15 protein-coding genes and 3 pseudogenes are annotated in these 22,598 nt (G+C 58.1%); 10 read left to right on the forward strand and 8 right to left on the reverse strand.

What is annotated here, in order from left to right:
• Positions 1 to 30: 30 nt before the first annotated feature.
• Positions 31 to 207: pseudogene (locus THIX_RS13995) on the reverse strand (elongation factor P); the annotation flags it as partial.
• Between the two features lie 36 nt (positions 208 to 243).
• Here THIX_RS13995 and THIX_RS14000 point away from each other — a divergent pair.
• From THIX_RS14000 to THIX_RS24305, 7 genes and pseudogenes are all read left to right on the forward strand, one after another.
• A pseudogene (locus THIX_RS14000) lies at positions 244 to 1,119 on the forward strand (triphosphoribosyl-dephospho-CoA synthase); the annotation flags it as partial.
• Entirely contained in the window at positions 1,100 to 1,393 is a 294-nt protein-coding gene (locus tag THIX_RS14005; RefSeq protein WP_112486693.1) for a malonate decarboxylase subunit delta, read from the forward strand. The pseudogene THIX_RS14000 and the gene THIX_RS14005, both read left to right, overlap by 20 nt.
• Positions 1,390 to 2,238, forward strand: a complete 849-nt coding sequence (locus THIX_RS14010; protein ID WP_112486694.1) for a biotin-independent malonate decarboxylase subunit beta — start codon at positions 1,390 to 1,392, stop codon at positions 2,236 to 2,238. Before THIX_RS14005 ends, THIX_RS14010 begins: the two co-directional genes overlap by 4 nt.
• A complete protein-coding gene (gene mdcE / locus THIX_RS14015; RefSeq protein WP_112486695.1) occupies positions 2,235 to 3,047 on the forward strand; it encodes a biotin-independent malonate decarboxylase subunit gamma in 813 nt (270 codons plus the stop codon). The genes THIX_RS14010 and mdcE overlap by 4 nt, the downstream gene beginning before the upstream one ends.
• 18 nt (positions 3,048 to 3,065) lie before the next feature.
• Positions 3,066 to 5,330: a malonate decarboxylase holo-ACP synthase gene (locus tag THIX_RS24300; RefSeq protein ID WP_233224752.1), complete on the forward strand. Its 2,265-nt coding sequence runs from the start codon at positions 3,066 to 3,068 to the stop codon at positions 5,328 to 5,330.
• Positions 5,327 to 6,277, forward strand: a complete 951-nt coding sequence (locus THIX_RS14025) for an ACP S-malonyltransferase (RefSeq protein WP_112486697.1) — start codon at positions 5,327 to 5,329, stop codon at positions 6,275 to 6,277. The genes THIX_RS24300 and THIX_RS14025 overlap by 4 nt, the downstream gene beginning before the upstream one ends.
• Before the next feature lie 133 nt (positions 6,278 to 6,410).
• A pseudogene (locus THIX_RS24305) lies at positions 6,411 to 7,876 on the forward strand (IS5 family transposase); the annotation flags it as partial.
• 442 nt (positions 7,877 to 8,318) lie between these two features.
• On the opposite strand, the gene THIX_RS14040 reads toward THIX_RS24305, so the two are convergent.
• From THIX_RS14040 to THIX_RS14070, 7 genes are all read right to left on the reverse strand, one after another.
• Entirely contained in the window at positions 8,319 to 9,680 is a 1,362-nt protein-coding gene (locus THIX_RS14040) for an IS1380-like element ISCARN34 family transposase (protein WP_086558171.1), read from the reverse strand.
• A gap of 142 nt (positions 9,681 to 9,822) precedes the next feature.
• Positions 9,823 to 11,208, reverse strand: a complete 1,386-nt coding sequence (locus THIX_RS14045; RefSeq protein WP_112486700.1) for a NarK family nitrate/nitrite MFS transporter — start codon at positions 11,206 to 11,208, stop codon at positions 9,823 to 9,825.
• Positions 11,209 to 11,352: 144 nt separating this feature from the next.
• Positions 11,353 to 12,078, reverse strand: coding sequence for a respiratory nitrate reductase subunit gamma (gene narI / locus THIX_RS14050; RefSeq protein WP_158540898.1), 726 nt, complete (start codon positions 12,076 to 12,078; stop codon positions 11,353 to 11,355).
• Position 12,079: 1 nt separating this feature from the next.
• Entirely contained in the window at positions 12,080 to 12,790 is a 711-nt protein-coding gene (locus THIX_RS23070) for a hypothetical protein (protein WP_146748560.1), read from the reverse strand.
• Positions 12,790 to 14,283, reverse strand: a complete 1,494-nt coding sequence (gene narH / locus THIX_RS14060) for a nitrate reductase subunit beta (RefSeq protein WP_112486703.1) — start codon at positions 14,281 to 14,283, stop codon at positions 12,790 to 12,792. The genes THIX_RS23070 and narH overlap by 1 nt, the downstream gene beginning before the upstream one ends.
• Before the next feature lie 12 nt (positions 14,284 to 14,295).
• Positions 14,296 to 17,913, reverse strand: coding sequence for a nitrate reductase subunit alpha (locus tag THIX_RS14065; protein ID WP_199195300.1), 3,618 nt, complete (start codon positions 17,911 to 17,913; stop codon positions 14,296 to 14,298).
• A gap of 37 nt (positions 17,914 to 17,950) precedes the next feature.
• Positions 17,951 to 18,907: a cytochrome c gene (locus THIX_RS14070; protein WP_146748561.1), complete on the reverse strand. Its 957-nt coding sequence runs from the start codon at positions 18,905 to 18,907 to the stop codon at positions 17,951 to 17,953.
• 536 nt (positions 18,908 to 19,443) lie between these two features.
• Here THIX_RS14070 and THIX_RS14075 point away from each other — a divergent pair.
• The 3 genes from THIX_RS14075 (at position 19,444) to THIX_RS14085 (ending at position 22,478) form a co-directional block, all read left to right on the forward strand.
• The gene (locus tag THIX_RS14075) at positions 19,444 to 21,369 is read left to right on the forward strand and encodes a histidine kinase (protein WP_158540899.1); all 1,926 of its coding nucleotides are present in this window, start codon (positions 19,444 to 19,446) and stop codon (positions 21,367 to 21,369) included.
• A gap of 1 nt (position 21,370) precedes the next feature.
• Positions 21,371 to 21,997 carry a response regulator gene (locus tag THIX_RS14080; protein WP_199195301.1) on the forward strand — a complete coding sequence of 209 codons (627 nt, stop codon included), beginning with the start codon at positions 21,371 to 21,373 and terminating at the stop codon, positions 21,995 to 21,997.
• Positions 21,998 to 22,058: 61 nt separating this feature from the next.
• The gene (locus tag THIX_RS14085; protein WP_112488384.1) at positions 22,059 to 22,478 is read left to right on the forward strand and encodes a ribonucleotide reductase subunit alpha; all 420 of its coding nucleotides are present in this window, start codon (positions 22,059 to 22,061) and stop codon (positions 22,476 to 22,478) included.
• The last annotated feature ends 120 nt before the right edge of the window (positions 22,479 to 22,598 follow it).

The following is a 22,598-nucleotide window of genomic DNA, read 5'->3' on the forward strand; positions in this document are numbered from 1 at the left end:
GGCTCATGGGAAATCTCGGTTGAGTCCTGCTCAGACCCGGCCTTTGTATTCGCCGGTGCGGGTGTCGATTTCGATCTTGTCGCCGGTGGCAACGAAGATCGGCACCGGGATTTCCACACCGGTGGAAATCTTCGCCGGCTTGAGCACCTTGCCAGAGGTGTCACCCTTCACGGCGGGTTCGGTGTAGATGATTTCGCGCACCACGGTGTTGNCGCCTTATCGCCAAGCCAACGCCCGGCGCCGCGCTTAACCTCGGCCGAAGACTGGGCTGACCGTGCGGTCCAGGCGCTGCGCGACGAAGCCCTGCTGACGCCAAAACCGGCCCTCGTGGACAGGCGCGGCAGCGGCGCCCACCATGACCTCGACCTTGCGCGCATGCTGCGCTCGGCCGAGGCGCTTCGCCTGCCCTTGACGCAGATGGCGCAAGCCGCCCGCGGCGCCAGGCCCTCATCCGCGCTGCGCACACAGCTTGCCTCCATCGGCCGGAGCGCCGAACAGCGCATGTTGATGGCCACTGGTGGAGCGAACGCCCATCGCGGAGCCATCTGGGCGCTGGGTTTGCTCGTTGCGGCCGCATCCCTGCACGGCGAACAGGAAGTCGATGCCGAGTTGCTGGCATCGACCGCGGCAGCCATCGCGCGCCACCCGGATCAGAACGCCGTCGACACCGACTCGCATGGCGTGCGAATCTGTCGCCGTTATGGCGTGGGGGGTGCGAAGGCCGAAGCTTGCGACGGTTTTCCCCACGCCCTGCAGATCGGACTGCCTTGCCTGCGCCAAGCCAGAGCGCGCGGCTGCGGCGAGCAACACGCCAGGCTCGATGCCTTGCTGGCGATCATGTCCAGGCTCGCCGACACATGCCTGCTGCATCGCGGCGGACCCGCGGCGCTGGATACAGCGCGGCGTGGTGCCCAGTCGGTGCTCGATCTGGGCGGCAGCAGCGCGGCGCAGGGCATGCAGGCCCTGATGCGACTCGACCACGAACTGTTGGCGCTGCATGCGTCGCCTGGTGGCAGTGCCGACCTTCTGGCTGTGACCCTCTTCCTCGATGGCACCGACGTTCTGGCCGATCCGTGCCTGATGCAACCAAGATCCGACCATGGAAACGCTCGACTTTGAATTCGCCGCCAGCCAGCCGACGCGACAACGCGCGCACATCGGCGTAGTCGGCTCAGGGGATCTGGAGGTCCTGATCGAACCCGCATCCGAGACGATGACGAAAGTCAGGGTTCGCACCAGCGTGGACGGCTATGCGGCGATCTGGCAGCGGGTGCTGGAGCGCTTTTTCGCCCGCCATCCCTGGGCCGTGCGGGTCGAAATCAACGATTTCGGCGCCACCCCTGGGGTCGTGACCTTGCGCTTGGAGCAGGCGCTGGAGGCAAGCCAGGCATGAACGCGCCCCGAAACTCCCAGAGCTTCATCGAACTCGGCGGCCGCGAGCGCGCCCTGGTGGTTCTCGACCCCGGCAGCCAGCGCGAACTGCTCGGCCCGTTCGAGCGGCTGATGTCGCCCTGGCTCGCGCGTCAGGGCATCGTGCCCCAATCCGACGACGGAGTCATCATCGTCAAAGGCACACTCGATGGCCATGCTGCGGTCGTGCTGGCCGTCGAGAGCGGATTCCAAGGGGGGAGCATCGGCGAAGTCTCGGGTGCGAAGATCGCCGGCGCGCTGGAACTGGCCTTGCGCGACTGCGAGGCCGGCCAGCCCGTCTGGCCCATCCTGCTGCTGGAGACCGGCGGCGTGCGCCTGCAAGAAGCCAATCTCGGGCTGGCGGCAATCGCCGAGATCCAGGCGGCCATCGTCGCCCTGCGGCGCCATGTTCCAGTGGTCGCCGTCGTCGCCGGCCTGGTCGGCTGCTTCGGCGGCATGTCGCTGGTTGCCGCGCTATGCAGCCATCTCGTGCTCACGCGGCAGGCAAGGCTCGGCATGAACGGCCCGGAGGTGATCGAACAGGAGGCCGGATTGGAGGAACTCGACGCGCGCGACCGCCGCCTGATCTGGAGCTTGATCGGCGGCGAACAACGGTATGCCACTGGCCTGGCCGATCGCCTGGTCGATGACGACGCCGCGCAGGTTCGCAGCGCCGCGCTGGAAGCCTGCACCGGGACCCGCTCAGGACCGGCGCGCAGCGAACGCGTTCTGGACTACCAGGGGCGCATCGAACGCGCAGCTTCGCTGAAGGATCTCGACGGCCCCGGCTTGCGCGTCCTTTGGAATCGAGAGGCGCAGCAGCCATGACCGCGTTATCCACTCGGGGACGCACCTGGTTCGATGCCCTGCGAGGCACGGCCTCCGCCCTGCCAGGCTTACCGCACTCGGTGCTTGCATCGGATGCCCGCCTGGGCGACCACCCGGCCCGCCTTGTGGCCGTGGTGCCCGACCCAGCCAGCCCCTACCCGCGTGCGCGCCAGGGCGAAGTCGGCCTGCGCGAAGGCTGGGCGCTGGCGCAAACCGTGCGGGATGCGATGGCGCAGGACGCGCGGGGCTCCAAGCGTTTGCTGCTGGCCATCGTCGACGTGCCCAGCCAGGCCTATGGGCGCCGGGAAGAGATGCTCGGCATTCACCTGGCTTGCGCTGCGGCGGTGGATGCCTATGCCTCGGCCCGCATGGCCGGGCACCCCGTCATTGCGCTGCTCGTCGGCGCGGCGATGTCGGGGGCATTCCTCGCGCATGGCTACCAGGCACACCGCATCCTGGCGCTCGACGATGCCCGCGTCATGGTGCATGCGATGGGGCGCGAGGCGGCTGCGCGGGTCACCCGGCGCAGCGTTGACGAACTCGACCAACTTGGCACCACGAACCCGCCGATGTCCTATCGCATCACGGACTACGCGCGCCTGGGCTTGCTGCACGACCTCATTGCCGGGATTCAAGCGGATGCGCCAACGGATCGGGACGTCGCCACGGTACGGCAGGCGGTACTGGCAGCCCTGGCCAGCATCGGGCCCGACGAAAGGGACTTGGCTGCGAGGCTGACGTCGCCGACGGCGCGAACCGGGCGCGCCGCCTCGTGCGAGGTTCGCGAACGCCTGGCCGAGCAATGGTGACCCGTGATGCATGCACCGATGGAAAGGGCCACAGTACGGCCGCAGCTCGAGCAACCCGGTTCCGAGTTGGCTTCGGTGGCGTGGCGGCCCCATGACCTCCTGCTCGTGAGCGCCCCCAGCAGCCCGCAAGCGGGCTCCCCCCGAGGGGGTCAAGAAAACTCGGGAACGGCCCTTCGTTTCCTTGAGAGCGCCCCCAGCAGCCCGCAAGCGGGCTCCCCCCGAGGGGGTCAAGAAAACTCGGGAACGGCCCTTCGTTTCCTTGAGAGCGCCCCCGGCAGCCCGCAAGCGGGCTCCCCCCGAGGGGGTCAAGAAAACTCGGGAACGGCCCTTCGTTTCCTTGAGAGCGCCCCCAGCAGCCCGCAAGCGGGCTCCCCCCGAGGGGGTCAAGAAAACTCGGGAGCGGCCCTTCGTTTCCTTGAGAGCGCCCCCAGCAGCCCGCAAGCGGGCTCCCCCCGAGGGGGTCAAGAAAACTCGGGAACGGCCCTTCGTTTCCTTGTGAGCGCCCCCAGCAGCCCGCAAGCGGGCTCCCCCCGAGGGGGTCAAGAAAACTCGGGAACGGCCCTTCGTTTCCTTGAGAGCGCCCCCAGCAGCCCGCAAGCGGGCTCCCCCCGAGGGGGTCAAGAAAACTCGGGAACGGCCCTTCGTTTCCTTGTGAGCGCCCCCAGCAGCCCGCAAGCGGGCTCCCCCCGAGGGGGTCAAGAAAACTCGGGAACGGCCCTTCGTTTCCTTGAGAGCGCCCCCAGCAGCCCGCAAGCGGGCTCCCCCCGAGGGGGTCAAGAAAACTCGGGAACGGCCCTTCGTTTCCTTGTGAGCGCCCCCAGCAGCCCGCAAGCGGGCTCCCCCCGAGGGGGTCAAGAAAACTCGGGAACGGCCCTTCGTTTCCTTGAGAGCGCCCCCAGCAGCCCGCAAGCGGGCTCCCCCCGAGGGGGTCAAGAAAACTCGGGAACGGCCCTTCGTTTCCTTGTGAGCGCCCCCAGCAGCCCGCAAGCGGGCTCCCCCCGAGGGGGTCAAGAAAACTCGGGAACGGCCCTTCGTTTCCTTGAGAGCGCCCCCAGCAGCCCGCAAGCGGGCTCCCCCCGAGGGGGTCAAGAAAACTCGGGAACGGCCCTTCGTTTCCTTGTGAGCGCCCCCAGCAGCCCGCAAGCGGGCTCCCCCCGAGGGGGTCAAGAAAACTCGGGAACGGCCCTTCGTTTCCTTGAGAGCGCCCCCAGCAGCCCGCAAGCGGGCTCCCCCCGAGGGGGTCAAGAAAACTCGGGAACGGCCCTTCGTTTCCTTGTGAGCGCCCCCAGCAGCCCGCAAGCGGGCTCCCCCCGAGGGGGTCAAGAAAACTCGGGAACGGCCCTTCGTTTCCTTGAGAGCGCCCCCAGCAGCCCGCAAGCGGGCTCCCCCCGAGGGGGTCAAGAAAACTCGGGAACGGCCCTTCGTTTCCTTGTGAGCGCCCCCAGCAGCCCGCAAGCGGGCTCCCCCCGAGGGGGTCAAGAAAACTCGGGAACGGCCCTTCGTTTCCTTGAGAGCGCCCCCAGCAGCCCGCAAGCGGGCTCCCCCCGAGGGGGTCAAGAAAACTCGGGAGCGGCCCTTCGTTTCCTTGAGAGCGCCCCCGGCAGCCCGCAAGCGGGCTCCCTCCGCGGGAGCCAAGGCAACGCGGGAACGGCCCAGCGCTGCCTCGACAGAAGCCTTGCGGCGCTTGCCTTCGACACCTTGCCGCCCGATTGGGTTGCGCGCTCCTTGACCCAGGCGCCATGGGTCGTCGTCCGCCGTGCGCCTTGGCGCGCGAACCGCGTACCCGTTGGCATTCGCGGTGGCGCCCGCAATCAGCGCACCGCAGCCTGGCTGGATCCGCTGCATGTCGTGCGCAGGCTGTCGCCTTGGGATCTGCGAGGCCGGGCCAGGGAGCTTGACGCATCGCGCCTCGCCATGCCGGCGATACAAGCCCTCGCAGCCGTGGAACGGGCGTGGAGCGCCTGGCCAGGTTTGCGCTGGGGCCCGGGCGGCAGCGTGGGGTTCGAGCTGGCCTCCGGGCTCGCCAGCGTCGGCAACGACAGCGACCTCGATCTGGTGGTTCTGCTCGATCGCGCGATCCCGCGGTCCGAAGCCCATACGCTCTGGAAACAGCTGCCGCACCAGGGTCCGGCACGCATGGACGTGCAACTGCAAACGCCAGCCGGCGCCGTGGCCCTGTCCGAGTATGCGATGGGCGCTGGCTCCGTGATGCTGCGCAGCGCCAACGGCGCACGACTGACGCGCGATCCATGGGCCGAAGCGCCGCGGGCCGAGGTCGCATGAAGCTGGCCTTCCTCTGTCCGGGACAAGGCGCTCAGTCGCCTGGTTTTCTGGGACGTCTGCCTCGGCACGCCGAGGTGGAGCGAACGCTGGACGAGGCCAGCGTGGTCCTGCAACGTGACGCGCGCCGTCTGGACAGTGCCCTCGAGCTGCGCTCCACCGTCGCCACCCAACTGTCCATTGTGATTGCCGGCGTCGCCCTGGCTCGTGCTCTCGAGGCGCAAGGCCTGCGGCCCGACGCGGTCGCGGGCCTGTCGGTGGGAGCCTTCACCGCCGCCGTGATCGTCGGCTCGCTGGTGTTCGACCAGGCCCTGCGCGTCGTGCTGCTCCGCGCCACCCTCATGGAGCAGGCCTACCCGCAGGGCTACGGCATGGCCGTGATCGTTGGCCTGGGCCAACGCAGTGTCGAGGACATCCTGCGCTCGGCCGCGCCGGCCAGCGCCACGGCCGAGCAACGGGTTTACCTGGCCAACTTCAACGGACCATCCCAGTTCGTCATTGCCGGCGCCGACCATGCGTTGGAACAGGCTCTGCGCCACGCCCAGAACCTCGGCGCGCGCCGTGCCGAGCGGCTTGACGTGGCCGTGCCCTCGCACTGCGTCCTGCTGTCCAGTGTCGCGCATGCCCTGCGCGACGCGCTGCTCGATTCGCACGTCCATGCCCCGCGGGTGCCCTACGTCGGCAATCGAAGCGGACGCCTGCTCGGGTCTGCAGAGGCCATCACGGCCGACCTGGCAGACAGCGTCATGGCCCCGGTGCGGTGGCATGACGGAACCACGGTGCTGCTCGAGCATGGGGTGCGCCAGTTCATCGAACTGCCTCCCGGGCAGACACTGACTCAACTGGCGCAGTCGACTTTCGATACGGTGCGCGCCGTTTCCGCCGAGGGTTCCGACCTGCGCTCCCTGGTTCTCGGTGCGCAGCGGTTCCAAACCAGCATGGAGGATTGACGCAACAGGACATGAACATCGACGCGGCGCGGGTTCAACCCCTTGGCATGCGCCGGTTCGTCCGGCGTGCGCCAACTTGCATGGCATCACATACCCGGGCCCCACAACCCGGATCAATCGAAGGAGACAAGCGATGGACAGCAACACCCTGGCCGCCACAGCACGGCCGACGCGCACACCCTTGAATCGTGACCAGATTCGAGGCTTCTGGGCCGCCTGGTTCGGCTGGACCCTGGACGGCATGGATTCGATCATTTACGCCCTGGTCCTGGTTCCGGCGCTGACCGAATTGCTGCCCAAGTCCGGCATCGCCGCCACGCCCGGCAACATCGGCCTGGCGGGCTCGATCCTCTTTGCACTATTCCTCGTCGGCTGGGGGCTGTCGTTCATCTGGGGCCCCATCGCCGACCGATTCGGCCGCACCGTGGCCGTCGTCGGTGGGGGTGTGAGCAACGCCGGGCGCCCGCGCCTGCCCCTGCGCCTGATGGTGTCGCTGCTGGATCTCAAGCACGCCTTCAACCTCAGCGACGAGGATCTCGTGGAGCGCTGGAGCCAGGACGTGCTCTGGCAGTTCTTCAGCGGACGGGCGTACTTCGAGCACAGCCCGCCCTGTGATGCCTCCCAGATCGTGCGCTTTCGGGGAATTCTGGGCGAGGCCGGGGTGGAAGAACTGCTGGCCAAGACGCTGCAGGCTACCGTCGAGATGCAAGTGGTCAAACCGCAAGAGTTCGAGCGCGTCATTGTCGACACCACGGTGTAGGAGAAAGCCATTGCCCATCCCACCGACAGCCGTCTGCTGGATGTGGCGCGTCGCCTCGTGGTGCGCACGGCCCAGCGCTGCGGAATTGCGCTCAAGCAGACCTTTGACAAGGAGGGCGCGCAACTGCGCCGCAAGGCGGGCAGCTATGCGCATGCCAGGCAATTCAAACGGCTCAAGCGGGTGATCAAGCGCCAGCGCACCATCCAGGGGATCCTGCTGCGGGAGGTCGAGCGCAAACGGCAAGGTCTGTCGGATGCCGTGCGCCGTGGCTTGGACGATCTGATGGCAGGGCGCGGCGCATCCACACCCAGCAGCCCAAAGACAAGCACAAGCTCTATGCGCTGCACGCCCCGGAAGCGGAGTGCATCTCCAAGGGCAAAGCCCGTCACCCCTACGAGTTCGGCGTCAAGGTCAGCGTGGCGGTAACGCACACAAGCGGCCTGATGGTGGGGGCCAGGAGCTTTGCCGGCAACCCCTACGACGGACACACGCTCAGCAGCCAACTGGAGCAGACGGGCATCTTGCTGCAAGACCTGAACGTGCCCGCGCCGAAGGTGGTCGTCGTGGATCTAGGGTACCGGGGGCATGACGTCCCGGCAGGCGTGGAGGTCATCCACCGCGGGCGATACCAATCGCTCACCCGGCAGCAAAAAACCTGGCTCAGGCGCCGCCAGGCGGTGGAGCCCGCCATCGGGCACGCCAAGAGTGAGAACCGCTTGGGTCGCTGCTTCCTCAAAGGGGCGCTGGGCGATGCGATGAATGCGGTGCTGGCGGCCTGCGGCTACAACCTGCGCTGGCTGCTGCGCCAAATCGCCCGTCTGGGCATCCAGGCGGTCTTTTTGCGCCTGGCGATCATGACCTGGCTGCAGCGCTTTTGGGGACGACCAATTCTTTCACCTTGCTGAGTATCCGCCATGGTCGTCATATCTTCCAGGTCGGCGGCGGGAAATGAATTTCGCAGGGCTGACCAATTATCAACATGGTGATTTATAATCAAATCTAACGGCGAAGATGGGGCGCGGATACAGACTAATATGCTGATATGTCCCTGAATCCGTGACTTCCGATAATCCATCGACTTGAAAGCTGATTGTGACGGCCCGATTTTCCCGATTTCCCGCAGGTTCACGGTTCGAGCGCCGTGTCGAAGGGGGCTGTGGGGCTGTGCGCGAACGATCGGCCCCCTTGATCGGTCATTTCGGGTGGGTTGCGCGCAGCCGTTCCCCCGCTGAGCCCTTGTGGCCAGCGTCTTGGGGTGCTGGGAAAGCTTGGACTGCGTCTTCAGCCGCTGGCGGCGAACTGCGCATGCAGATCGCAAAAGGCACGGGCTGCCTTGTCGTTGGCGCCCAGTCCCAACCACAGCCGCCCGCCATGGTTGATCACGCGTGCTGCGCGGATGACAAGTTCCTGGATCACAGTCTTCAGACGCCGTCGCCTGGCCGCATGGCGCACCGGTGCATGCGGCCCCAGCAGCCCTTGCTGCCCCATGAGGCGCAGCACGTTCATCGTCAGGGCCGCAAGCTGGCAGACAAGATCGTTCGTGTCGAACTTCCCCGAGGGCAGTCGCTCCAGATCCATGTCGGTTTTGAATTCCGCATGGAACTGCTCGTGCGTAGCGTGCCCGGCGTACAGGTCGATGATCGCCTCGGCGCTGATGGCCTTGGGCAAGCTTGTCGTCCAGCCCTCCAAGATGATCTCGGGGACCAAAAACTGCTGGCCACGGGCATCGACGGTGCGCTCCGTGATGCGCACAATGCGGCGCAGGCGATGGGCGATGCCTTCGACCTGCACGGCCACCTCCCAAACCGCCACGCGCTTGCCTGCGCGCGGATGCTGCCACAACAAACCCCCTTCCAGTTCCTGCCGTCGCAAGACCTCCAGAGGATCGGTCTTGCGGGGATTCCACTTGATCAGAACATCGACCCGGGGCAGTCCTGGCCTGTTGCAGCGCTGCATGTCGGCCATCAAGGCGGCCGAGCAAAACCCCGCATCCATGCGCACGAGAATCGGCGCCTTGGGGCCTGCGGTCGACAGGCGCTGCGCCATGGGCACGGCCGTCTCGAGGTTGTAGGTCGTCTCCGAAGCCGAGTGCTGCGCGCCCGGACGTAGGGCGAACTCCAGGCAAAACCCATGCGTGCCCAGGTAGGCCGCCAGCGGGCAGTAGCCATCGACCCCCGCGTAGGTGCGGCTCACCCCATCCTTGGCTGTGCCCGAGTTGTCCATCGCGAAGGTGTCGATGTCCAGCGGCACATGACCGCAAGGCAAAAGACCATAGTCCGGTTGGCTCTTGCGCAGCAGCGCTTCAATCGCCTGGGAGGTGAAGTCAAACCACAGGGCGGCCTGCGCATCCAGGCGCTGGCGCAGGGTGGGCGAGGACGGCACACCCACCAGACCCAGCGCCTCCTGGAAGAAACGATCGCCTCGAAAGCCTTCGATGGCATCGAAGTCGCTCTTGCTCTGCGCGAGCAAGCCAACATAGCTGCGCATCAGTGTGCTGGGCGGCAGTCCGCCGCGGCAAGGCCACTGGGCATCCAGGCGTTTGAACAGAGGATCGAGGCGCTTGAGGTGATGACCGACAAGGGCCAGACCGGCCACCGGCGTCAGGTCATAGTCGAGTTGCTTGACGCGAAATCCAAACCCCATGCCATACCCCGGAACGTTCACCCGCTGGGTGAGAAGACAAAGGGGTCATTTTATCGAATAAACCATTATGCATCAACAACTTATGAAAATTCCGCATGCCCGAGCTCACGGATTCAGGATGTCTAAATGCAAAATAGGCGCATCAGCACGGAACAGCGGCATTTTTGCGGCTGTATTGCCACCAAGTTAATAGCGTACACATAGCGTAGAATGCAATGAAAAAATAAAGCGCAGCTTGGGGACCACCAGTAAGTGAAATCGAGGAGCCGAAGGTCTTAGGGATGTAGAAGGCACCGTAAGCGGCAACCGCTGAAATGAAACCAATGGCCGCCGCCGACTCCTTGTTTGCGTCTTTGCGAGCTTGTTCTTGCCCAGCGGCGTCCATGCCAATAGCAGCACGTCTGCGATCTGTAAGGAAAATTACTGGGATCATGCGAAAGGTTGAGCCGTTGCCGATGCCGGTCGTAGCAAACAATATTAAAAAAGCCCACAGGAAAACGATAAAATTGCCTCCCTGATGAGCGTGTGGCAGAGAAACCAGCACCACAAGAGCTCCTAGGGCCATCAGGATAAAATTCCAAAAAGTTACGCGAGCCCCTCCCAATTTGTCAGCCAACCAGCCACCAATAGGCCGCGCTAGCGCGCCGACCAAGGGGCCGAGCCAAGCATAATCAAGTGCGTTAATGCCTGGAAACTGCGACTTGATTAGTAGAGGCATGCCTGCCGAATAGCCAATGAAGGAGCCGAACGTGCCTGTGTAGAGGAAACTCATAACCCATGTGTGTTTACGTTTAAAAATAACAGCTTGCTCTGCAAAGGAAGCTTCCGCCTCAGCGAGGTCATGCATGCCAAACCATGCAGCTAGACTGACAACGACAATGAATGGCACCCAAACAAGGCCTGCATTTTGCAGCCACACATGGCTAGTTTGCCCTTTTTGAACGACACTCTGTGGACCACCCCCAAGCGCGCCAAAAATGCCTATGGAAATTACCAATGGCACAACGAATTGCACCAGAGAAACTCCAAGATTTCCCAGCCCGGCATTTAGGCCGAGCCCAAGGCCTTTTTTGGATCTTGGAAAGAAAAAACTAATGTTCGCCATTGATGAAGCAAAGTTCCCTCCACCGAAACCACTGAGCAGCGCTAGAATGACAAATGTGGAATAGGATGTGCTAAGATTTTGCACGGCAAAATAAATGCCGATTGCCGGTAGCAGCAGGGACGCAGTAGAAATGGCCGTCCAGCGTCTGCCACCAAAAATCGGCACCATGAAAGAATAGAAGATTCGCAGCGTGGCGCCGAACAAGCCTGGAAGAGCAGCTAGCCAAAACAACTGATTGGTCGAGAACTTGAATCCAACCGCTGGCAATTTCACCACGACGACCGACCACACCATCCAGACTGCAAAGGCCAAAGTAAGTGCAGGGATCGAAATCCAAAGATTTTGTAGAGCAATATTCCGACCCTTTCGGCGCCAAAACGCTTCGTCTTCAGGAGTCCACTCAATAATGAGATTTCTAGACATGTTCAAGCCCCAGTAGAGTTATAAGAGTTGCTTCGCAGTTTTTTTACGAAAATGCAGAGAAAGACCTCTGACTGAGTCAATCTTGATTTTCTTAGTATATCGTCTGCGGTTGCGCTTTTACAGCAGCCGTTTCGCTCAAATCTTTCAATTATTCTTAGGCTTCACGCCAACCCTAAGATCCCTGGCGTTCCGCCTATTTTTTCCAACCCAATTCCAAATTACCTGCTGATACGGCCGCCATGTGTAATTCAACGGGAACACTGTGAAGTGGATCAAGCGTGTGAAAGGAATTAATCCGAAAATTACAAAAGCAGACAATATGTGCAGTTGAACAATATCAGGCAAAGCCAGGATCGCATCGACTTTCGGATTCAAAATGAAAATCGAACGTAGATAAGGTGTTACTGACGATGAAAACCAAGATGTTCCCCATCTGTCAAAATAAGCGATCATCAACCCAGTCATCAACTGAAAAGTCAGCAAAATATAGAGTATTACGTCCATACGGCTCGTTACCTTGCGTAATCGCGCATCACTCAAGCGCCTTACGATCAAAGCCGCGAGGCCGAACATTGCACTCAGCCCGAAGGCAAACATCGTCCACTCCAGAGCCAGCAGGCGCCATGGTTGGCCGTTCCATGCCAAAATAGTTTGAGGAACGGCGAATGCAGCCAAATGCCCAAGGAATACAATGAGTATCCCCCAATGAAATGGTTGGGTGCCCCAAAACAATTTCCGACTCTCCAGAAATTGCGACGACAGCGACGTCACCTTAAAACCCAGCATTCGATAGCGATAAATCGACCCTACCAGCAATGTCGTGAGAGCGACATATGGCAGTATCGTGAACAGTGCTTGTCGAAAACTCATCTTAATCTCCTTGAGCCATTTCAACTGAAGGGCACGCAATTGCGCACATCGGGAGTTCGCCATCTTTAAAATCACGAATCGGAATAAAATTGTTACCTGCCAGTCCGCGATGTTGTTCCGGCACGCCTGGAAAATCGTGATCAAGCACCATCAACAGCGCCCCAAGAGCATGCCGATAGGGATTTCCGTAGTTCAACTCCTCTTGCACAATAGCCTCATGTTTCTTCTTTAGAGAAGCGATGCGATCACGGATTCGTTTTTCATCGAACGCCGAAAGCATCGATCGAACAGCAGGAATCAGCGCTAGTTCAGCAATGTCCTTGACCAATTCTTCATCATCCAAACAAGAAAACAGATCCAGTACATTCGAGAGATGGTCCGGTAATTCAAGTCCGCAGTCATGACCTCTTCTTCGGTGTTCCTCCTTCATGCTCGCCAGAAAGAGTCCGCGCTTATAGTCCTCGCCAAACAGCACATATCCGATCTCCAGATGGCAGATCGCCTGAACCTCGAACGTCTTGAGAAAGATTTCTTCCCGCTGTGTCTGGTCACGCACGAGCATGTGGCCGACATATTTTTCAAGCTCCGGTAGCGCGCCCGGATGTGATAGTTCGAGTTGAGCCTTGAAATTACTTAATTCCTCGATCAACCCAAGCCCTGGGTAGCGGAATGGCGCGGAGAATTGCCTATAAATTTCTAAGTTACTATTCATCAAAGACCCCGAACCGGCTTATCACTAAAACCAAATCCAACATTGCCCTTACGATCATCGGTGGCTTCAAGCAATTCACTCGCTTCCTCCCGATGCGCTGCCGGAATCACGAAGCGCTCCTCGTTCAGCGCCAAGGTGGTTAATCGGAATATGGCGTCCGCCATCTCTTCGCACATCTCCGCTTCTTGCATCGCCTTGGTGACTTCTTGCTCAGGAAGATCCCCAACTGTCACTCTGCGGCGGTGAATCTTGACAGCCATCATCTTCTTCAAGACAGTCTCAATTTGCTTAACGTTACCGGCAGAGAACAGCGATGCCAGATATTCCAATGGCAGCCGCGAGTTCTCGATCCCACCCCAGAAAGACTTCGTGGACGTGTTGTAAAGCCCCTCAGTGACCTTGCCCATAGTCGGCAGGAGTGGCGGCACGTAAAACAGATTAGGAAGTGTCCGAAATTCTGGGTGGAGTGGGAGTGCGATTCCCCATTGCTTAACAAATTTATAAACCGGCGATTTTTGAGCGGCGTCGATTGTCGAGTCTGCGATACCGCATTCCTTTGCCCTTTTAATCACATCTGGGTCGAAGGGATCGAGATAAATATCGAAATGCTTGTTAACGAGGTCCTGCTCATCACAAGACGCCATCGACTCGATTTTCTCGGCGTCATAGAGCATCACGCCCAGATACCGAATCCGCCCGACACATGTGTGAAAACAAGCCGGTGCCATGCCGGCTTCAAGGCGGGGGTAACACAGCACGCACTTCTCAGACTTTCCTGTCGACCAGTTGTAATAGGTTTTTTTGTAAGGACAAGCTGTAACGCACATTCGCCAACCACGGCAACGTTCCTGATTGATCAACACAATCCCATCCTCACCCCTTTTATACAGGGCTCCGGAAGGGCACGAAGCGACGCAAGTTGGATTGAGGCAATGATTACATATACGCGGCAGATACATAAAGGTGAGGCGTTCAAGCTGAAACATAGCCTCCTGCTCTTCGGGACTCAATTTTTCCAGATTGACGTCCTTGCGTGCATAATCCTTTGTCCCCCCAAGATCATCGTCCCAATTCGGCCCCGCTTTAACATCAATTGGATTGCCTGTGACCAAGGATATTGTCCTTGCCGTTGGCTGATCATTGCCTTCCGGCGCATCGAACAGATCAGAATATTTGTAAGTCCATGGTTCGTAGTAATCATCCATCACCGGCATGTCCGGATTGTAGGTGATGTTTTTCAGGGTAATGACCTTATTTTTATTGCTTTTTGGCCTTATTTCATCTCCAATTTTCTCCCATCCACCTTTATAGACCTCCTGATCCTCCCAGCGCGTTGGGTATCCGGTTCCAGGTTTAGTCTCAACATTATTCCACCACATATACTCCGCACCCTTACGGTCGGTCCAAATATTCTTGCAAGCAACCGAACAAGTGTGGCAGCCGATGCATTTATCAAGGTGAAACACCATTGAAATTTGCGATCTGATATCCATAATTCTGCTCCCTTAGAAGTTGACTGTTTCCATTTTCCTGACCAGCACATGGGTATCGCGATTGACCCCCACCGGGCCCCAATAGTTGAGATGGTAGGTAAACTGGCCATAACCGCCAACGCAGAGATTCGGTTTCAAATGCACACGCGTGATGCTGTTGTTCATTCCAGCTCGCTTTCCACCTCTGATCTGGGACTTCGGCACGCTATAAGTGCGCTCAACAGCGTGATAGACAATGCAAACTCCCGATGGGATTCGTGCGCTCACCGCAGCGCGGGTGCAATAAACGCCATGGTCGTTATAGACTTCGACCCAATCGTTGTCTTGAATTCCTAGACTTTCGGCGTCTGCCTCACTCAACCAACAAGGCTCCATGCCGCGGGAAAGCGTCAACATCCGTAGTGTGTCACCATAGGTCGAGTGAATATGCCATTTCCCATGTGGTGTCAGCACATTCAACATTTTTGCCTTACCATCGTTCACTGATTGGCGTAAGTCTCCATAAGCCTCTGGCGTAGGCGACGGCTTAAATGTTGGCAAATGCTCGCCGAACGCAATATAACCGTCATGATCCAGATAAAAATGCTGGCGCCCTGTCAATGTGCGCCAAGGCACCTTGTGTTCGACGTTATAGGTGAATCCTGAATAAGCCCGGCCATCGTCCATCAGGCCCGACCAGACTGGTGTATTGATTAGGCGTCGGGGCTGCGTTTTCAGGTCGCGATTATTGATCAGCACGCCTTTTGAGGCCTCACTCAAATGAGATAGCTTTAACCCAGTTTTAATCTCTGCATTTTTATAGGCACGTTGCGCCAGCTCTCCGTTTGTCGCAGATGAGAGATAAAGAACAGCCTCGATTGCTTCGGTATCCTCCTTAAGAGAGGGATAGTGCTTGCCTTGAATTGTCTGTATATGATCTTTGTTTTCGAGCATCTTGTCATAGAAATCGGCGCAGTCATACTGATTTCCGTGCGCGCCCAAGCCTTTTGCACGCACGTTAGGTCCGAGCGTAATAAATTTATTATAAATCTGCGTGTAATCTCGATCTTCCAATGCGAGTTTGTGCATAGACTTGCCCAGCACCGGCTCGCATTCACCCTTTGTCCAGTCAAGCATCTTTGGCTGAGCAATTTCGTCGGCCGTGTCATGCGAGAGCGCTGACATCACAATATCGGTGACCGGCTCCGGCATATGTTTCTTTGCCATCTCGCTCACAACGTTTGCGAGGTCCCGGAAAATATTCCAGTCTGTCTTTGATTCCCAAACGGGTGGAATTGCCGCGCTTAGCGGGTGAATGAATGAATGCATATCGGTAGAATTCAGATCATCCTTTTCGTACCACGAGGCTGTGGGTAGCACGATGTCTGAATAAAGCGCTGACGTGTCCATTCTGAAATTCAGGTCGATAATCAGATCCATTTTTCCACTGACTGCGGCGTCACGCCATTTGACATCTTTGACTTTACCTTTCGCCGCCTCATCAGCAATGTGATTATGGTGCGTTCCCAAATAATGATCGAGAAAATATTCGTGGCCCTTTGCACTGGTGCCGATTGCATTGCCGCGCCAAATAAACCATACGCGCGGCCAATTGATTTCGGCATCCGGATCGGTCACTGAATATCGCACCTCGGTTAATTTCAGTTTTTCTAGGACGTAATTCTTGATTTCCTCATCGGTGCTGGCCCCAGCTTGGCGCGCTTGCTCCACCAATTCAAAGTTGTTCACGTTGAATTGGGGGAAAAACGGAAGCCAGCCATTTCGCACGGCCTTCACAATAAAATCTGCGGTATGCAGTTTCGTCGTATCGTTACTCGGCGCCGCGTTGTATTCGTTCTGATTGCCGTCATAGCGCCACTGATCAGAATTCATGTAATGCCAAATAGGCGCTTGTTGAAGTCGTGTTGTGCTCTGCCAGTCGCGCGCTGACATGATGCTTCCCCATGAGTCTGAAGGCGCAAGTTTTTCCTGGCCAACATAATGATTCATCCCCCCGCCATTAACGCCGACACATCCGGTCAGCATGAGCGCCATCATTCCTGCTCGATAGATCAAATTACCGTGAAACCAGTGGTTGATACCAGCACCGACAATGATGGTGCATTTGCCATTCGTCATCTCCGCAGTGCGAGCCCATTCACGAGCAAATTGCAACACTGTTTCTGACCCAATGCCTGTGAAAATTTCCTGCCATGCTGGCGTATAAGCAGCATCCTTATCGTTGTAGTCGTCCGGGTAATCGCCACCCAGGCCACGATCGACTCCGTAGTGAGCCATGATGAGGTCGTAGATCGTGGCAACGGGTATGCGCTCGTCAGAAACCGTTGTCACATACCTGACCGGGACGCCACGCAAAGCCTTACGATCCAACCCATACTCAGTGAACTCAACTGGCAACACGTCGTCGCTCTTGCCGAGCATCGTGAGCAGGGGGTCATAGCTTCGGTCGTCGAGCCCATCCTCGAACTTGGTGTTCCAGTTTCCTTTCGCTTTGTCCCAACGATGTCCGACACTTCCCTTCGGCATCACCAGTGTGCCGGTCTGTTCATCAATGTTTAGAAATTTCCAATCGCCATTTTCCTGTTCCTTATATTTTTCGATCCTGTTCGCGCGGAGTAGTTTGCCTGGGATGTAATGCTCACCATTGGCATGCAACTCAACCAGATAGGGACTATCTGTATACTTTTTTGTGTAATCGATAAAATAAGATGTCCGCTTTTGATGATGCCATTCCGTCAGAATGACGTGCGTCACAGCCATCCAGAAAGCCCCATCTCCCCCTGCATGCACCGGGACCCATTGGTCCGCATATTTCGCCACCATGCTGAAGTCGGGGGAAAATACGACCGTCTTGGTACCGTTATGACGCGATTCCGAAAAAAAATGGACGTCGGGTGTGCGCGTCATCCCGAGATTGGCTCCCATGACAGCCGTGAATTTCGAGTTGTACCAGTCGGCGCTTTCGGCCACGTCCGTCTGCTCGCCCCAAACTTCGGGAAAGGCCGGGGGTAGGTCGCAATACCAATCGTAAAAACTCAGCAGCACTCCGCCCATCAATTGCAGGAAACGCGACCCTGCGGCGAAACTCAGCATCGACATCGCCGGAATCGGTGAGAACCCGACAAGGCGGTCAGGGCCATATTTTTTGACTGTGTGCAGCGATGCGGCGCTGATCAACTCCATCGCCTCATCCCACTGCACGCGGCGAAAGCCGCCCTTACCGCGTGCCTGTTGATAACGCTTGCGCTTTACCGGATCATCCTGCAGGTTCCGCCAAGCCAGGACTGGGTCACGGGTTTTCTCTTTTTCTTCGCGATAAAGATCGAGTAAGGCTCCTCGCATCAGGGGATATTTGACGCGGATCGGGCTGTAGAGGTACCAAGAATAAGAAATGCCTCGCTGACAGCCACGCGGTTCATAAGGTGGAAGTGATTTTTCGAGCAGCGGGTAATCTAAGGCCTGTGTTTCATAGACGACAATTCCATCTTTCACATGCACGTTCCAGGAACAACCTCCTGTGCAATTGACGCCATGTGTGCTGCGCACAACTTTATCGTGCTGCCAACGATTCCGATAAAACTCTTCCCAAGATCTTGTTTTTGGCGAAATAATGTCTTTGATCCAGCTCATGATGTCCTCGTTTCTTGTCGAATATTGGGTGTCTGATTCAATGTGTCTTGACCTGGCGCGCATAAATCAAATGCTTGGTGCTAACTCTTTTTCGCCTGATCCAAATCAGATTCATGACCGCCAAAATCGCAAGCATCCCCAAGCCCCCTGCTGCGAGCATGTGGTTCGCGACACGCGTTCCTGCTTGCGTTGCTTTGGATGTATTTGCCGCCTGCAGGAAGGCAATTAACTGCACTGTTTCTACAGTCGTGACAGGATGATCCTTATAGGCGATAGCCATCGGCGCAAAAGGGGGCGAGGTGATCATGGCCTTGATGCCGTCGGCGCCGATGGTTCCGTAGATCCCCGTTAGGCCAACGGCAAGCTTTCCACCGGCGATACCGATCGTGGAGTTGTTGACGTCATGACAAGAGATGCACGCTGCACCGCCATGGGTAAGCCGCGTTTGCCCGGTGAAAAGCCTGGAGCCTGCCATGATCTGTAAAGAACTTGGCTGTGCGGCTGCAGCGGGCGTGGTCGTCAGCGGTGCCGAGACATGGATTGCACCTTGAGAAGCTTGGGAAATGTAGGCCAGGATGCCACGGATTTCAGTGCTGGACAGCGCTTGATCTGGCATCACCATGCCGTATTGGGCGGCAAGCGATTTCGCCGCCGAATCACCACTCTGAATCACCCGCTGGGGGGATTGAATGAAATGCAACAGCCAGTCTGTCTTGCGGCTTGTCTCGATGTCCTTCAAATCCGGCCCAACCAGCTTTCCGCCACCGATCGTGTGACATTGAGCACAGCGCTGCTCGAAAATGGCCTTACCGGTATCGGCAAAAGCCTGGGTCATGTTCACCAGATACATCGCAACCAGCAATACGAAGGCCCCGCTCATCCATAAATGCTGGTGAGGTTCTGCCTTGGCGCGGGCCACGTGTTGATACGACAACCCTCTCATGAATTTCTCCTGCTGCGGACTTGAATGACTTGGACGATAGGCCTTGGCCACGCAATTGCCTACTGCCAGGAAACGTCATGAAAGGCGTTGATATACCCCTATCGAGGTATGGGGGTAGTTAGGCAAGCTCTTGATTCGGCTGCATTTTCAAAATGACTACCGCCGATTCCCCTCTGGCCGGGTTTTTCGCGGTACCCCCGAAGCAATTGCCGGCTTCCCAATGCAGCGGGACACGCAATACATCATGCCCGTCGGGCCGCAGCAGCCAGATACAAGAACCACAGCAGAGGGAGTAGAGGCACGCGGCCGAATAAAGCGCCATATCGTGCATAGCCTCGCCTCGCCCACACGCGATTCCTTACCTCGATCCATTGCATCGACAAGATGGCGTTGCGCAGCCCAAAAGAGGTACCGGCCAAGATCGCGGGCCCAGATGTATCGACAACACGATGTGAGAGCGCCACCGATTGGTCCTCGGCAGGTTCATAATGACTACAGTTTCCTGATGCACGGGACAACCACTGATTGCTCGTGCGAAGCCCCTCATTCAGCCTGCCATAAGCGCAACGTCCAACTCCGTGGAAACCATGATTCGCTTGCACCGGCAGTTCTGGGGACAGTCGCTGTTGGCGCGGCTGGCGCGAATGCTCCTTCTCATCGCGCTCCTCTCCCTGACGAGTTTGATCAGTTCCCTAGTCATCGCCGACAGCGCACGTGGCGAAGCCTCCGCCATCAACATTGCTGGGTCGTTGCGGATGAAAACCTACCGCGCGGTCGCAATGCTCGATGCAGTGCCCGCGCGCAGCGGCCCCGATCAAATCAGCAATTTAGAGGCATCACTCGGCGATTTCGAAGCCACGTTGGCCTCACCGACCCTCACCCAATTCATTCCATCCGATGAACTCGACCGGCGTGCACATGCCTACCGCAGCATGCTCGCGATCTGGCAGCAGCGGATGCGCCCTTTGCTCATCGCCGCGGCCAACACATCACGATTCGGGCCCGAAACCCGACAAAGCGAGCAAGCTCGGGCTGCGCTTTTGACGCAAGCACGGAGTTTCGTCACGACGATCAATGATCTGGTCACCTTGCTGCAGGAAAACGTCGAAGCAAAACTCGCGTTGCTGCGGCTCATCCAAGGCATCGCCATCACCGCTGTTTTCGTCGGCATTGCGGCCACGATCTATGTCACTCGCGCAGAGGTTCTCGTCCCCCTGAAAGAACTCCAGGAGGCCACCAAAAAGATACGCAGGCAAGATCTCTCGGTGCGCGTCGCCCAGTACGCCGCAAACGACCTCGACGGACTCGGCCTGTCGTTCAATTTAATGGCAGAAGATCTCGACAAGCTCTATCAGAATCTCGAACGTAAGGTCGCGGAGAAAACAGAATCCCTGGCGCGCAGCAACAAGTCGCTCGAGTTGCTCTATCGGTCGATCGGGCGCCTCTATCCCAGCGCAATTAATTCGGGCACACATCTGGCCTTGCTGAACGACTTCGAGAAAGCCATCGGCGTCGGCCACGGTCTCGTCTGCCTTGCTGCCGACGCTAAACACAGTGATACCCAAACATCACTCAAATTCACTGCGGGCAGTCACCAACTGTGCCAGATCTCGAATTGTTCGGACTGCCACGGAACCCGTACCATACGCTGGCGCGAATTCGAACATGAGCATTTGCGCGCGCTTGCACTCCCTCTGCACGATGCCAACACCAGTTACGGGGTTCTCCAGTGGGTCATCCCTGCCGAGCAGGACCTGGATCCCTGGCAGATTCAATTACTAGAGGCCCTCTCGACCCACATGGGAATCGCGATCGGCGAGGCCATGCGCGCCGAACAGTCGAAGCGATGGTCTGTCTACGAGGAACGTGCGATCCTAGCCCGTGAACTTCACGATTCACTTGCGCAATCGCTGTCGTATATGAGAATCCAGGTATGCCGGTTAAAAGCCGTGGTGCAGGCCAAGGATCCCGCGCAAATTGATCTCATCATGGCTTCGCTCGACGACGGCTTGGCCCATGCCTACCACCACCTTCGCGAGCTACTGTCGACTTTCCGTGTGAAAGCTGAAGACAATCTGACGATCGCACTCGAAAAGGCTGCGGCCGAGTTTTCTCTCCGCGGCTCCGTTGCCATCCGCACCCAAGTAGACCCAGCCATTTTCCCGCTAAGCCCTAACGAGGAAATCAACCTGCTGCAAATCACAAGAGAAGCCCTCGCAAACGCGATTCAACACGCTAAACCGAACCATATCGATGTGAGTTTGCATGGGGGCGAAAACGGCACTGTTCAACTCATCATTGATGATGATGGGATTGGCGTTGGCGAAAAGGCCGCAAAGATTGGCCACCATGGGCTGCTCATCATGCACGAGCGCGCTAACCACATCCGCGCCAAAATATCCATCGCGAATAAGCCTCAAGGCGGAACCAGAGTTGCCGTGCAATTGACACCCAGCGCCCTTATCAACTCCATTCGAATCGTCCCCAGCACCGAGCATGAATTCAATACATGAAGTGGTGATCATCGATGATCATCCGTTATTCCGACAAGGGCTGAAAGACCTGATCGCGATGGCGAGCGAACGGCTTGTTGTCGTTGGCGAGGCAGACAACGGGAAAGACGGTCTGGAACTTGTGCGTCGGTTGAAACCCACGTTGGTCCTGCTCGATCTTCATATGAAAGGCATAAGTGGCCTCGACACGCTGAGAGAGCTCAAGGCCGTTTATCCGGGCATCACGACGATCATGGTTACGGTATCCGATGATGCCGAAAATCTGACTGCAGCGCTGCGTGCGGGCGCTGATGGTTACCTGCTCAAGGACATGGCACCGGAAGCCTTGCTCGCCAGCATCCTCAAGACATCCGAGACCGGTGTGATGACTCTGAGCGACAATTTAGTTAATTTATTAGTCGTGTCGCTACGTGAAGATCTTTTATCCAAGACGAAAGAGACCGCAAAATTGACACCACAAGAGTTTAATGTGCTCGCCCACCTCAAAGAAGGGAAGAGTAATAAACAGATAGCTCGAGACCTGGATATTGCCGAGGGAACCGTCAAGATTCACGTCAAACGCATTCTCAAAAAAATCAATGTTAATTCACGCACGCAAGCTGCCGTATGGGCCGTTGGAAACATCTGAGTTGCATATACTAAATTGATTAAAACATCGCTTGCACAATTGGCATCGATTGAAGGACATCATGGAAATCAATAACTTTAATGATCTTCTGGAATTTGCACGTCGCGAATCCGAGCCGCAACGCCTTTTACTCGTATTTATAGGCACCACGCTTCCCGAGAATGCCAGCACAGAACAAATAGCCGCATTTCATGCCGGCAAGGGTGGTGAGCTTGAGCCTGTGATGTATGTCGACAAGGACCCTCATGAGATCCTGAGTTTCGAGGCCCTGAGTGCGGAGTCAGCCGACTACGGCCCGCCGTGGTCCCTCGTGTTCACGTCGTCGGTTTCCTGGCGGGATGGTCATGCCCCCATCAGTGAAGAAACCGAGGCGTCTCTGCAACACATGATCGAATGCATCAGGGCGGGTTTATTCGAAGGGATGCTGCCCTTCGATCGCGACGGAGAACCAGTGCGCCTCGTCAGTGTCAGCACCACTTAAAAACCACGTGGTAGGTATCCCGGGCCTCTGCCACTGCTCAACGGCAGCGGCGCGGCTTATCTGGTTTCGAGCCGGTGCACGATCGCCAAAATGGGCACGAGCGCGGTCCATCTGGCCGTC

This window comes from Thiomonas sp. X19 (genome assembly GCF_900089495.1).
Classification (GTDB): Bacteria; Pseudomonadota; Gammaproteobacteria; order Burkholderiales; family Burkholderiaceae_C; genus Thiomonas_A.